13 protein-coding genes and 1 other RNA gene are annotated in these 13,696 nt (G+C 32.6%); 7 read left to right on the top strand and 7 right to left on the bottom strand.

Translation table 11 applies throughout. The features are described from left to right. Positions 1 to 70: 70 nt before the first annotated feature. Positions 71 to 487 (top strand): SRPBCC domain-containing protein, encoded by a 417-nt coding sequence (locus tag MPR_RS04305; protein WP_041889531.1) that lies wholly within the window; start codon positions 71 to 73, stop codon positions 485 to 487. A gap of 33 nt (positions 488 to 520) precedes the next feature. Here MPR_RS04305 and MPR_RS04300 read toward each other — a convergent pair whose 3' ends face one another. Continuing rightward, positions 521 to 1,279, bottom strand: a complete 759-nt coding sequence (locus MPR_RS04300) for a hypothetical protein (RefSeq protein ID WP_006266460.1) — start codon at positions 1,277 to 1,279, stop codon at positions 521 to 523. A 104-nt stretch (positions 1,280 to 1,383) separates the two neighbouring features. Further along, positions 1,384 to 3,150, bottom strand: a complete 1,767-nt coding sequence (locus tag MPR_RS04295; RefSeq protein WP_041889529.1) for a M23 family metallopeptidase — start codon at positions 3,148 to 3,150, stop codon at positions 1,384 to 1,386. A 112-nt stretch (positions 3,151 to 3,262) separates the two neighbouring features. Between MPR_RS04295 and MPR_RS04290 the strand changes: the two genes are divergently transcribed. From MPR_RS04290 to rny, 4 genes are all read left to right on the top strand, one after another. Beyond that, positions 3,263 to 3,553 carry a hypothetical protein gene (locus tag MPR_RS04290; RefSeq protein ID WP_041889528.1) on the top strand — a complete coding sequence of 97 codons (291 nt, stop codon included), beginning with the start codon at positions 3,263 to 3,265 and terminating at the stop codon, positions 3,551 to 3,553. A gap of 7 nt (positions 3,554 to 3,560) precedes the next feature. Beyond that, on the top strand, positions 3,561 to 3,869 hold the full coding sequence (locus tag MPR_RS04285; RefSeq protein ID WP_006257033.1) for a cell division protein ZapA: 309 nt from the start codon (positions 3,561 to 3,563) through the stop codon (positions 3,867 to 3,869). Between the two features lie 58 nt (positions 3,870 to 3,927). Continuing rightward, positions 3,928 to 4,035: non-coding RNA, 6S RNA (gene ssrS / locus MPR_RS18255), on the top strand. Between the two features lie 53 nt (positions 4,036 to 4,088). Beyond that, on the top strand, positions 4,089 to 5,651 hold the full coding sequence (rny, locus tag MPR_RS04280; protein ID WP_041889525.1) for a ribonuclease Y: 1,563 nt from the start codon (positions 4,089 to 4,091) through the stop codon (positions 5,649 to 5,651). A gap of 50 nt (positions 5,652 to 5,701) precedes the next feature. Here the strand turns inward: rny and xerD are convergent, their stop codons facing one another. Both xerD and MPR_RS04270 read right to left on the bottom strand, forming a co-directional pair. Beyond that, positions 5,702 to 6,616 carry a site-specific tyrosine recombinase XerD gene (gene xerD / locus MPR_RS04275; RefSeq protein WP_041889522.1) on the bottom strand — a complete coding sequence of 305 codons (915 nt, stop codon included), beginning with the start codon at positions 6,614 to 6,616 and terminating at the stop codon, positions 5,702 to 5,704. Positions 6,617 to 6,703: 87 nt separating this feature from the next. Further along, positions 6,704 to 7,369, bottom strand: a complete 666-nt coding sequence (locus MPR_RS04270; protein WP_041889519.1) for an outer membrane beta-barrel protein — start codon at positions 7,367 to 7,369, stop codon at positions 6,704 to 6,706. 417 nt (positions 7,370 to 7,786) lie between these two features. Here MPR_RS04270 and aroQ point away from each other — a divergent pair, with 417 nt between their 5' ends. After that, positions 7,787 to 8,203: a type II 3-dehydroquinate dehydratase gene (gene aroQ, locus MPR_RS04265; protein WP_041889517.1), complete on the top strand. Its 417-nt coding sequence runs from the start codon at positions 7,787 to 7,789 to the stop codon at positions 8,201 to 8,203. Beyond that, positions 8,203 to 10,695, top strand: coding sequence for a DUF5686 family protein (locus MPR_RS04260; RefSeq protein ID WP_041889514.1), 2,493 nt, complete (start codon positions 8,203 to 8,205; stop codon positions 10,693 to 10,695). The genes aroQ and MPR_RS04260 overlap by 1 nt, the downstream gene beginning before the upstream one ends. 566 nt (positions 10,696 to 11,261) lie before the next feature. Here the strand turns inward: MPR_RS04260 and murA are convergent. The 3 genes from murA to MPR_RS04245 all read right to left on the bottom strand — a co-directional run bounded on the left by murA (position 11,262) and on the right by MPR_RS04245 (position 13,660). Further along, positions 11,262 to 12,575 carry a UDP-N-acetylglucosamine 1-carboxyvinyltransferase gene (murA, locus tag MPR_RS04255; protein WP_041889510.1) on the bottom strand — a complete coding sequence of 438 codons (1,314 nt, stop codon included), beginning with the start codon at positions 12,573 to 12,575 and terminating at the stop codon, positions 11,262 to 11,264. Beyond that, on the bottom strand, positions 12,575 to 13,282 hold the full coding sequence (locus MPR_RS04250; protein ID WP_006257041.1) for a DUF4290 domain-containing protein: 708 nt from the start codon (positions 13,280 to 13,282) through the stop codon (positions 12,575 to 12,577). Before MPR_RS04250 ends, murA begins: the two co-directional genes overlap by 1 nt. Before the next feature lie 93 nt (positions 13,283 to 13,375). Beyond that, positions 13,376 to 13,660, bottom strand: a complete 285-nt coding sequence (locus MPR_RS04245) for a DUF493 family protein (protein WP_041889507.1) — start codon at positions 13,658 to 13,660, stop codon at positions 13,376 to 13,378. Between the last annotated feature and the right edge of the window lie 36 nt (positions 13,661 to 13,696).

Genomic DNA, 13,696 nt, shown 5'->3' with positions numbered 1-13,696 from the left:
CTTTTCTTGATAAATGTCAAGAGGTGATAAATAGAGATATACAACCTTTGTCTATCTAATTTACAATCTTATGACAATAGAAACGAGTATCACAATTAAAGCTACGAAGGAAGCAATATGGCAAGTATTAATGAACTTCTCTGAATATCCTGAATGGAATCCTTTTATACTATCCATCACAGGTAAGCCAATAGTAGGAAGACAAATCAAAATTAGCCTGCCTACGATGAAGTTTAAGCCTATAATTCTAACAAATAAAAAAGAACAACTCCTTAGTTGGAAAGGAAAATTAGGAATAAAAGGGATATTCGATGGACATCATCAATTCGAAATACAACAGCTAGATGAGCAACATTGTTTATTTATACATAGAGAGGATTTCAGTGGAATATTAGTTCCCCTATTCAAAAAGAAACTACAAACCGAAACTCTACAAGGTTTTGAAGCTATGAATATCGCTTTAAAAATCAGAGCTGAAAAGGCATAAGAAAACTCGTGAAGTAATTCACGAGTTTTGTTTTTATTTATCTACTTCTATTTCTGCATTGATATGAAGTGGGTCATAACTGATGACTTCCCAATCTTTACTCAACAAGTCAATATAGTAGTAGTTTACATTATCATCTTTGTCAAAAGCACCATTCTTATTGATATCTTCTATTGTTCTAAAGTACAATCTATTCTGACTATCAATAACTGTCCAATCTAACAGTTCATGCAGATCAGCACTTAACTTTTTAAAGTGTGTACCATCTCCCCTACTAATATACAAGGTCTTGATATCATTAGAGTCTACCTTACCATCTCTATTCGTATCTGCATCGAATAAGCTATATACTAATATATTCTTCTTTGTCTTCTCTGCTATTGTATTAAGGTAAGATACATTCTGTATCTGCACTTTCTTATCTGTTAATGGTCTGATCTGTAAAGAATCTTTATGTTGGAACATAAGGTTCTCTAGATACCCTGTTAGTTCAAAAGGCGCATAGTTAGATACGGTATAAGAAGTTTGGTTTACTTTACTCATACCACTTTTAGAAGAATAGCTATATACTCTAATCTCTCCTATAGGATGAATCAGGTGATCTGATTTGCCCATCAGAATAGGAAGATCAGCAATGCGAATATCTTCTGAACGGTCTCTTTCTTTTACTACTTCAGTCGTAGCAGCAGAGGTACCGTCTTCTTTATAAATAACTTTTGGTTTTTCGCCTTCTTGTTTACAAGCCGTTACTAAAACTAATGCGCTTAAAAACAGGGTTATTCTTACTTTCATAATAGAAAATTTAATACTTCAAAGATACATAATTAGTGTTTCTATACGCAACACTAGCTCAGCATTTTTTCAACAAAGCTTTATAGACAATAATACGAGATCTGTTATCCTCTAAAGAAGTGTGATTCAAAGACTCCTTCGTTTCCTACATTGTCCTTTACTTTTATAACTACATCATTTCTACCTGTCACTACTTTGCCATCACTAAACTTATGAACAATCTTACGTGTCTTGTAGTCATAATCCAATAATATCCAATTGCCATTGATAAAACCTGTAATGGTATTAATACCTGATAGATCATCTTTAATCAAGAAAGAGATCTGTGATTCTTTAGTTAACCACTGTCCTTCTGTGAAACTTGGTTTCTCTATAACAGGTGCTTTTTCATCCACTAAGATCTTATAGTCTCCAAAGCTCTTGGTATAAATCGACCACAAATTACCTTTCTTAGTCGTTTTAAAATAATCTCTTCTACCTCCATCTACTCTTGCAATAAATGCTTTATCACGATTAGAGATATTCATAGAAGACGTGTCAAATGACACAAGGATATTCTTAGCTAGAGGAACAACAGGTTTGTGTAATTTTAACACATCATCTTCTACAGACATATCCATCAAAAAGTCATTGTAAAATGTCTTAATAGGAAAACTCACTGTTACGTTCTTCTTCTCAAAAATATAATCTCTATCTGTAACTATCTTGTATTCTCCTTTTGCTTCTGACTTCTTCACTTTAGCAGTAGCATCTGTATATTCTACAGGAATATTGATCGTTTTCTTATTCCCGTGATAATCTGACAACACAATACTATAGTTATAGTTCTGCCCATTCTTAACAGTGACAATTCCTTTAGTAGGATCTACTTTTAAAACTGATAAGTTATAAGATTTCTCATAAAATAGTTTTTGTACTTTTTTCTTTGTAGAAACATAGCGTTCATAGTCAATTAAAGCATTAACATAACCCGTCTCAGAAAAAGAAAAAGTATCAAATTTATAAGAAAATAAAGCCTTTCCATTCACAAAAGTCTCTACCATATACACACCATTCTTATTTGTATTAAAATTAGCGGTATCGTGAATATCTATTCCAAAACTAATATCTCCTCTTGCCTTCACAGAAGAAGTTAAAAAACTACCATCAGTCTGTGTGACATAAGATAACTGCTGAGGAGTCTCACTATCATTAGCCATAGCTCCATCGCCAACAGGGTATACATAAAGCCCATTAACGGTAGGTGCTTGAGTATCTGTTAACAATTTATCCATTCCTTCTCTTAAAGGATTAATGATATTCTGTGTCTTCGTGTCACGGATCTCATAGTGAAGGTGAGGACCACCTGATCCTCCTGTATTCCCAGTATATGCAATGATTTGCCCTTTTTTAACTAATACTTCATTCTTACGAGGAAAAATCTCTATCTCAAAGTTCTTCTCTGAATAATGTCTATTCAAAACAAGAGTAGCAATATCACCAGCATAAGAATCTAAATGCCCATACACAGTAGTCTGTCCATTAGGATGATCAATATACAGAGCCTTACCGTATCCCCAAGTCGATACTTTGATACGAGATACATAACCATCTGCTGGAGCATAAACTGGTAAACCAATTCTCTGCTGTGTCTTTATATCAAGACCTGTATGGAAATGAGTACCTCTTAACTCGCCAAAATTACCTGAGGCATGTATGCTTATATTTAAAGGACTATCAAAGGGTTCGGTATTCTGCGCATATGCAAAAGTTCCTAATACACTTAAAAAAAGACTCGGTAGTATTCTTACTTTCATAATTTTTAAAACATTTCTGCTAAAATACATAATAACCCTAGAAAAAATAGTATTATCGCTAAAAATGAAACACATAGCTAAAAGCTGTTTAAAGAAAAAGATAAATAACCTTTTTTTTTACAGAAAACTTTTTTAAATTTAAATACTAATTGTAACTTTGTTGAAAGGATAGTGAATAACAAGTATAATGAGCGAGCTAACTGATATTATTAATTCTTTAGAGGTAAAGTTTGCTAAACTTATGCAAAGGCTAAGTGTTTTGGAAGCAGAGAACAAACAGTTAAAAACTAGTTTGGAGCAAGCTCAAAAAGAGATTCAGAAAAATGAAGAGCAATTAGACTCTATTTACAAGAAATACGAATCGATACAATTAGCAAATTCACTATTGGGCAGTGAAGAGAATAGAAGAGATACGAAACTCAAGATAAATTCATTGATTAAAGAGATAGATCAGTGTATAGCTCATCTCACAAAATAGGAGAAATATGAGTCAAAAAGATGAACAATTAAAAATAAAACTATCTATAGCTGATAGAGTATATCCACTAACGGTGGCTTATTCGCAAGAGGAAGGACTGCGATCGGCATCGAAGAAGATAGATTTAATGATACATCAATTTGAGGAAAACTATGCTGTAAGAGATAAGCAAGATGTTCTAGCGATGTGTGCGTTACAGTTCGCATCACAAAACGAACAAAAAACAATTGACACTACAGATAGTTATAACAAAGCTGTAGAACGTTTAATCAGGCTGGATGAAGCTTTAGATCGTGTACTTTCTAAAAAAATATAACAATTCGTTCTTAACATAAGATACTAAAAATACTGCTCACATTAGTACTGTTTGATAAACTCAACACAAACAAATTAAAATGGGTGAATCTTTGCAACTAAAGCATGCTGCCTTGCGCAGATCCTTGAAAAGCAAGCTAACTCAAAACTTGTTAATAAGAGAGTTTACGCGACTCAAACTAATGTGGGCTTTTTTTATATATAATTTATAGAAACATTTATGGAAATACTAATGATCGTTGGGGGAATAATACTTGGTGCTGCGATAGGCTTCATGGTGGCGAAGTACCTTGAAAAAAACCATGCTTCCTCAATATTGTCTAATGCTCAAAACGAGGCCAAAACGATATTGCGTGATGCAAAGACTGATGGAGAGGCAATTAAAAAAGAGAAAATATTACAAGCTAAAGAAAAGTTTATAGAGTTAAAATCTGAACATGAACAAGTAATCTTAGCTCGTGATAAGAAGATGGCAGAGGCTGAGAAAAGAACTAGAGATAAAGAATCTCAAATTTCGAGTGAATTAGCTAAAGCAAAGAAAGCAAATGATGAAAGTGAGAAAAAATTTGCTGAATACAGTACTAAACTTGAAATCATTGAAAAGAAACAAGAAGAAGTAGATAGACTTCACCGTTCTCAAGTAGAACAATTAGAAATCATCTCTGGTCTTACAGCTGAGGAAGCAAAAGCTCAAATCGTAGAGAGTCTTAAAAATGAAGCAAAAGCAAATGCAATGGCTTCTATACAAGAAACTATCGAAGAAGCGAAACTTACAGCTCAACAAGAGGCTAAAAAGATTATTATCAATACTATTCAACGCATCGGTACAGAAGAAGCTGTAGAAAACTGTGTATCTGTATTCAACATCGAGTCTGATGATGTAAAAGGTAGAATCATCGGTAGAGAAGGTAGAAACATTAGAGCTATAGAAGCTGCTACTGGAGTAGAAATCATCGTAGATGATACTCCTGAAGCTATTATCCTATCTTGCTTTGACCCTGTTAGAAGAGAGATTGCTCGTCTATCTCTACACAGATTAGTAACAGATGGTCGTATTCACCCTGCTCGTATCGAAGAAGTAGTGGCTAAGACGACTAAACAAATCGATGAAGAAATTATCGAAATAGGTAAGAGAACTGTTATTGATTTAGGTATTCACGGCCTACACCCTGAACTAATCAAAATAGTAGGTAGAATGAAATACCGTTCTTCTTATGGACAAAACTTACTACAACACTCACGTGAAGTAGCTAAATTATGTGGATTAATGGCAGCAGAGCTAGGCTTAAATGTTAAGTTAGCTAAACGTGCTGGATTACTTCACGATATCGGTAAAGTACCAGAAACAGAAAGTGAATTACCACACGCTATCCTAGGTATGCAGTGGGCAGAAAAATATGGAGAGAAACCTGAAGTATGTAATGCAATAGGTGCTCACCACGATGAGATAGAAATGACTACATTAATCGCTCCGATTATCCAAGTATGTGATGCTATCTCTGGTGCTAGACCAGGTGCTAGACGCCAAGTACTGGATTCATACATTCAACGTCTTAAAGATCTAGAAAGTATAGCTAATGAATTCGGAGGAGTTAAAAATGCTTATGCTATCCAAGCAGGACGTGAATTACGTGTTATCGTAGAAAGTGAAAAAGTAACTGATGAAATGGCAGCTACTCTTTCTTTCGATATCTCTCAAAAAATCCAAACTGAGATGACTTATCCAGGTCAAGTGAAGATTACTGTAATTAGAGAAACTAGAGCAATCAATATTGCTAAATAATAAAGACTACAAGTCACAAAAAAGAGCTATTCAAACGAATAGCTCTTTTTTTATATCTTACCAGCACGTGGATGAAATTCTTCTAATACCGACCTCAAACGCTCTGTACTAATATGTGTGTATATTTCTGTTGTGGTGATAGACTCATGCCCTAGCATCAATTGAATAGCTCTTATATCAGCCCCATTCTCTAATAAATGTGTAGCAAAGGAATGTCTGAAAGTATGTGGACTAATATTCTTCTCTAAACCTACTTCTACAGCTAAACGCTTAATAATAGTAAATATCATAGCACGAGTTAACTGCCCTCCTCTTCTATTCAAAAACAAGATATCAGAACTATCTTTCTTAACTACCTGATGGGAACGTATAGAATCATTATACAATACGATTAGTTCCATACTATTATGATCAATAGGTACAAAACGATGCTTACTCCCTTTACCAATAACACGAATAAACCCTTCTTCAAAAAAGAGATCAGATAACCGAAGACCTACTAATTCACTTACACGTAAGCCACAACTGTACAATACTTCTAACATCACTTTATTTCTAAAGCCTTCTGGTGTAGATTGATCAATTGCCCCTATAAGTATGTCAATTTCTTCTACACTTAATACATCAGGTAATTTACGGCCTGTCTTAGGCGTTTCTATCAACTCTACTGGAGAAACCTTTAGATAACCTTCTAAGATAAAGTAATTAAAAAAGTTCTTTAATCCTGATATTATACGCGCTTGTGTAGTAGGTGCAACTATATCAGCAATACTATATAAGAACTCCTGTACCACACTTGCATCAATAGCCTCTAATAAGACTTGCTCATCATACCCTTCTATATACCCGATAAACTTACGAATATCTAACTCGTAACTTTCTATCGAATTAGGCGAGAGCCCCCTCTCTAACTTTAAATAAGTTGTAAACATCTTAATAAACCCTTCCCAATACCCAGAAGCCATAACACATTTTTTATATTCCAAATATACAAACAAAAAAAGAGCCTCTAAAAAGAGGCTCTTTATATTCAAATAAGTTTCTTATTCTAATTAGAATTTGTAAGTTAAACTAAACTTAGCATTATCAAAGAAGTTATTGAAAATGTTTAAGTTAGATTTAGTATTAGAAACTGTTGCAACTTTTGTTCCATCAGTCTTAACATTGTAATTCTCGTAAAAGAAGATATCTCCCATATTAAATCCAAGAGCAATTTTCTCAGTTACAAAGTAATTAAATCCAACAGTAACTCCAGTTTTAATACCTGTTGCTTTTACATCAACGACTCCTCCTCTAATTTTTGCCTCATTATATCCAATACCTACTTCAGCAAAAGTTTTAAAACGTCTTCCAACTTCTAAGAAGTAGTAACGTCCAAATGCTCCTGCATATGTTGTATTAACATGGTCTCCTTTTAAACCCTCAATTCCATCAAATCCTTCAAAACTATTCAAACCAAGTTTTCCAAATCCTAATTCAACACCAACAGCAAATTTATCAGATAACATATATCCTACTTTTGGAGTGAAGTTAAATTCTGTTGTTTTGATATCAGATCCACCGTTCTTAGGTTTAACTGTTACGTCATTAATTTGGAAAGCTCCTTCAACGAATACATTAGATTCTTGGAATCCGAAAGTTGGTTTTTCTGTTTCTTGTGCGTTAGCAGTGAACCCGAAAGCTGCAACTGCAACTAATGAAAGTACTAGTTTTTTCATGTTTTTAAGCTATTTTTAATTAACAATTCAAATGTAGCGACTATCACCAATAGTGATGTAATTTTTAATGATAATATAACAGTTACATAACACATAAACTCAAATAACAACACTAACACACTAATTAACAACATTATATATATTTAAAAACATTTCATAAAAAAAAGTTAAATAAACCTATTTCAACCACAAACAAACCACTATTCTCTGATAATACGCTAAAAAAACAAAGACAAATAGTGTCTTTTAACATAAAAACATAAATATACAGCACAAAACCACTCATAAAACATATTTAGAGAACTAAAAACGCTATTTATAAAAACACTATATAAACTATATCCTAAGCATTAAATATTTTTTTAAGCAACTGATTAAGTATTAAATAATATATTTGTCAGAAGTAAATTAAACTACATGAAAATATTAATTATAAATGGTCCTAATCTGAATCTTCTAGGAAAAAGAGAACCTGATGTATATGGTCACACCTCTTTTGAAGATTACTTTGAAGTATTGAAGACTAATTATCCTGAAGTAGAACTTGAGTACTACCAGTCTAATATAGAAGGAGAACTAATTAATAAGATCCATGAAGTAGGTTTTAGCTATGATGCTATTATCTTAAATGCAGGAGCGTACACACATACCTCTATCGCTATAGCTGATGCTATCTCTGGTATCACAACACCAGTCATCGAAGTACATATCTCTAATACACATAAGAGAGAAGATTTTAGAAAGCATTCTTATATATCACCAGTATCACATGGAGTAATATTAGGCTTTGGCCTTAAAAGTTACGACTTAGCTATTGCTTCTTTACAGTTATAATGAAACAACTCTTTTCTAAGTATATTACTACTATATGTATTGTGATACTATCTATATGTGGTAGTTATGCACAAGACAATACCATAATTGGTAAAGTCATAGACTTATATGGTAATCCTATAGAGAATGCTACAGTATTTGTAAAAAAAACAGATAAACAGACTATTACCAATCAGAATGGAGAGTTTCAGATAGCTATAATACCTGGTCAATATATCTATGCTCAAAAAGAAGATTATACAATTAGAAGGATAGAGTACACTCCTAATAAAACTAATGCACAAAAGCTAGAATTAGTCCTTACTCCTTTAAAAGAAACAGATATCTTCTACGATAATCCACAAGATGAATATGCCATCTTCATTATGGATCTAGCTAGTACGCATAAAAAAACGAATAACTTAGAGAAATATACACTTGACTATTATTCTAAAGGTAATCTTCAACTTGCATCAGGCAGAGAAACATTCTTAGGACAAAAAAGAAAAGATTTAGACCCTTCACTAGATATAACAGATGTAAATAACTTTATCTATCTAGGAGAGTTATCTTCTCAACAAACCGTATTCAATGAAGATTACGGAAAAGAAAAAGTTATCGCCTTTAATGAAATAGGAAAAGCAAAAGACCTTTTCTTCTTAACAGCAACAGATAGTGATATTAATTTATACGATAAAATCGTTTCTAATCAGATCAATGTAATATCTCCTCTGATGTCCTATGCTAAGACATATTACTATTTTAAATTACTGAAAAAAGAGACTGATCCCTTAGGAAATGATATATATACGATAGGTTTTACTCCTAAAAGAGATAGAGAGCCTATCATGGAAGGTAAAATAAAAATCACTAGTGATAAATGGCAAATTACAGAACTGTATGCTGCCATGAATGGAGAAAATGTAGGATTAAAGAATGTAAAACAAGTCGTAATAACTCAACAGTATAAGCATAATCCATTACTAAATCTATATCTTAAAGAAAGTCAAAACCTATACTTGAAAGGGAAATTCTTAGTATTTGACTATGTAGGTTCATTTAAAGCACATTATACAAATTACCAAACAGACAACTCTATTAATAAATCACAATTCAGTAGTGAATTAATCCAATATTCTAACAATTTCTTACATCAGCCAGAAAGCTATTGGGAAAAAAACAGACCCTATCCTTTGTCAAAAAAAGAGATAGCTACTTTTAATGAACAAGAAATAAAAATACAAGAAGCGACAAAAGTTACTTTAGATTCTATAGATAATAGAACTAATAATTTCACCTTATTCAAATTAATCAAAGGATATCAACATTTAAACTCTTATAAAAACTCAGCTATTACCTATCGTGGACTTTTATCCACATTTGCATTTAATGCTGTACAAGGATTCAATGTTACTACTGGCTTAGACTATGTAAAAGTAAAAGACGATTACTCTCAAACTAAACTGGGTACAATCGTCAACTATGGTATCTCCGAAAATAAATATAGAGTATCAGGATATGCATCTCATATATTTAATCAGATAAACTATAATACAATCACGTTATCTGGTGGTAGTACCATATTACAGTTTAACCAAGATGATCCAATTAAAACGCCTATTAACTCATTTGCAAGTGCTTATTTTGGTAAAAACTACGCTAAGTATTTTCAAAAAAGTTACCTTCAAATCAAGTATGAACAATACGCTTTTAATAGATTTAAATTTAGTGGTTTATTAGAGTATGCTCATAGAAGATCATTAAACAATAGTCTTAACAGCCCACCATTTGCGCCACAAAAGGACTTTACTTCTAATAACCCATTAGATCCTACGGATTTTGATAATGCACCATTTAAAGATAATTCTATATTTAAATTTAACTTAGGGCTAAACATAATCTTTGACCAAAAAATAATCACTTATCCAGATTACAAACAATATTTACCGACTTCTAAGTATCCTATTATATCACTTACATTAGATAAGACATTGAATGCTACAACTAGTAATTATAACTATACTTTTGTATCATTTGCAACGCAGTACAATGATAATATCGGTAAAATAGGAAACTTATACATAGGGCTAGCTGCAGGAAAATACCTTGAACAAAATGACATAGCTTTCACTGACTATAAACACTTCAATGGGAATAGGACTTTTATAGGGTCTACTGCTGTATATAACAAACAATTCAACTTACTACCCTACTATGAATATAGTACAAATAAATCTTATGTTGAATTTCACCTAGAACACGACTTCAGGGGGTATATCATGAATAAAATTCCTCTATTAAATAAGACCCGATATTCTATCGTAGTCGGATACCATATGCTGAATGTTCCTGATAAAGATGTATATGGAGAATACAGTATAGGCTTAAACAACTTTGGTTTTGGAAAGTTTAGACCCTTTAGAATAGACTTCTTTAAAACTGTTTCGAATGGACCTTATAAGAATTTTGGTTTTGTATTCGGTATTAAAGTACTTGACTTAATCCAAAAATAATAACACTTTATTAGTATTTGATATTCAGCAAGAACGACTCTCGTTATTAATGTAGATCCTTACTTTACGAGCTTAGCTTAGTGAATTCTTAGTTGTCTACAATTACGCAAAGTATAGAATAACCACAGCTTCAAAAAGCCGATTATTAAAACATCGAAAAACTACATTCATATATAAGTATATTCTTCTCAGTGTATATTGAGTCATAAATAAAATTTGCTCTGGTATACTAGCAGATTGCTTGCACATCTCTTGCACATTTCTTCGACAAAAACACCTTCTAGGCAAGAAAACCCCTAGTAATCTCCTAGCAAACCTCTAGAAAGTGCAAGCCTTTCGCTTATATCTATTCCTAAATACTAAAATCACAACTCGTATACTAGTACCACTATTTTCGCTTTAACTTGTTTATGCCTATTGGCATTACTTTTAAACAATACTGTTATAACGTCTTTTTAATCAATATTAAGGTTACAACTAAGAACTCTCTCTAGAGAGATATACTACAAAAAAGCACAAAAAAAAAGGACTAAGCTTGACTTAGTCCTTTATAATATATTCTAATACTATTCTTCTATTCTTTCTATATGAGCTCCTAGAGCACGTAGTCTATCATCTATAGCTTCATATCCTCTATCTATTTGCTCTATATTTTGAATCTCACTTACTCCCTTAGCAGATAGAGCAGCTATCAATAAAGATATACCTGCACGAATATCAGGAGAAGACATCTTAGTAGCCTTTAACTGAGACTTAAAGTCATGTCCTATAATAACAGCTCTATGTGGATCACATAAAATGATCTTAGCTCCCATGTCAATTAGCTTATCCACAAAGAATAATCTACTCTCAAACATCTTTTGGTGGATTAATACCTCTCCTCTAGCTTGTGTCGCTACAACTAAGATAACACTTAACAAATCAGGTGTTAGTCCTGGCCATGGCGCATCTGCTATAGTAAGTATAGAACCATCTATAAAGTTTTGGATTTCATATCCATCTGTATGAGCTGGAATATAAATATCATCTCCACGTTTCTCTAATGTAATTCCAAGTCTTCTAAAAGTATTTGGTATCACACCTAAGTGCTCCCAACCTACGTTCTTAATCGTAATTTCACTCTGTGTCATCGCTGCTAACCCTATCCATGAACCGATTTCTATCATATCTGGCAACATCGTATGCTCACAACCTTTTAGTGCTGTCACTCCTTCTATAGTCAGTAAGTTAGACCCAACACCTTGGATCTTAGCTCCCATAGAGTTCAACATTTTACACAGCTGTTGGATATATGGCTCACAGGCTGCATTATAGATAGTAGTCACGCCTTCAGCTAATACAGAAGCCATTAGTATATTAGCAGTTCCTGTTACAGATGCTTCATCTAACAGCATATCAGCACCTACTAACTTCTCTGCCTCTACTCCATAAAAATACTCTTCTCTATTATATCTAAATGTAGCACCTAATTTTATAAACCCATCAAAATGTGTATCTAATCTTCTACGTCCTATCTTATCTCCTCCTGGTTTTGGGATATATCCTTTTCCAAAACGAGCTAATAAAGGTCCCACCATCATAATAGATCCTCTTAAGGCTTTACCATCTGTCTTAAAATCATCTGAGATAAGATAATCTAAATCTAACTCATCCGCTTGAAATGACATTTTATTAGGACCTAACTTTTCAATCTTAACTCCTAATTTGCCTAATAACTCTATTAATTTATTTATATCAATGATATCCGGTATATTAGAGAGTACAATTTTTTCTGGTGTTAACAAGACAGCACATAAAATCTGTAATGCCTCATTTTTAGCACCCTGAGCATATACCTCTCCTTTTAGCTTAAAACCTCCTTCAATCTTAAATGTACTCATTACTTCTTACCTTTTGAATGATAGTTATTACTTTTATATTTCTTATTGTTATTGTTGTTGTTAGAATTACTCTTTTGATTATTAGAGTGATTCGTTTTGTTAGATTGCTTTTTATTTACCTGCATTAAGTTAGCAGTAGTAGACAATTCTTCTTCTTTTTTAAATAAATTAATCTTTCCATTAGACAGTTCACATAGATGCTCGAAGATTACTTCGTCTTTCACTGTTTCTTTATTCCAACTCAGATAACTCTTCTTCATATGATTAGCGATCACTAATATCAAGGCATCCTTCATCTCACCATCTTCCCAAGCGATAGCCTTGTTTATCATATAGGTAATATTATTACCATAAAATCTATACTTAGGGTGATTCTGAGGATAGGCTAATTTACCAGGTTTTGTAAAGATAGTCTCTTGTGTTGCAATAGGAAATGGGCTATCAACATCTAATTTAAACTCAGACATCATGAACAATTGATCCCATAACTTATGTTGAAAATCTGGTACATCACGCAAATGCGGATTCATACTCCCCATCACACTAATAGCGTACTTAGCGCCATTATTTCGCTCTTCTCTATCTTCGATTTTACAGATATGATCTATCAAACTATGTAGATGACGTCCATATTCAGGTATTATCAATGGTTTTCTTAAGGAATTGTAATCTAAGTGAGTTACTGCTTCTTTGGAATCAAATTTCATATTATCTATACTGTTATATTGGAATAGTTACTTCTTACGTATTATATATAACACCTAATAAAGTAATTTATTTAAAAATAGGTAAAAAAAGGATTATAAAGAAACTATTCCTTCAATAGTTGAAACCGCAATATACTTATCAATGATTTCTTGTGCATTCTTCACTGTAAGTTTTACAGAAACGCTTGCAAATTTACCAGTACTAGAGTTCTTGATTTGAATATCAGCATTACAACCATCAAAAGCCTCTTCTACTCTCGCAATTTTCTCAGCTTCACCTGGCACTATAAATTTATAAAGGTAAGGTCTAGGCCACGTTTTATCATCTTCTAATTGCTCTTTTAATCTTTTATAAAATTCTATTGTCTTATCGTCCATATCGTTTTTATTAGGCAAATATAATCAAATTAACCA

The organism is Myroides profundi (assembly GCF_000833025.1).
Taxonomy (GTDB): Bacteria; Bacteroidota; Bacteroidia; order Flavobacteriales; family Flavobacteriaceae; genus Flavobacterium; species Flavobacterium profundi_A.
The sequence above is the reverse complement of the archived record's forward strand: the minus strand, read 5'-3'. Positions and strand labels throughout refer to the sequence as shown.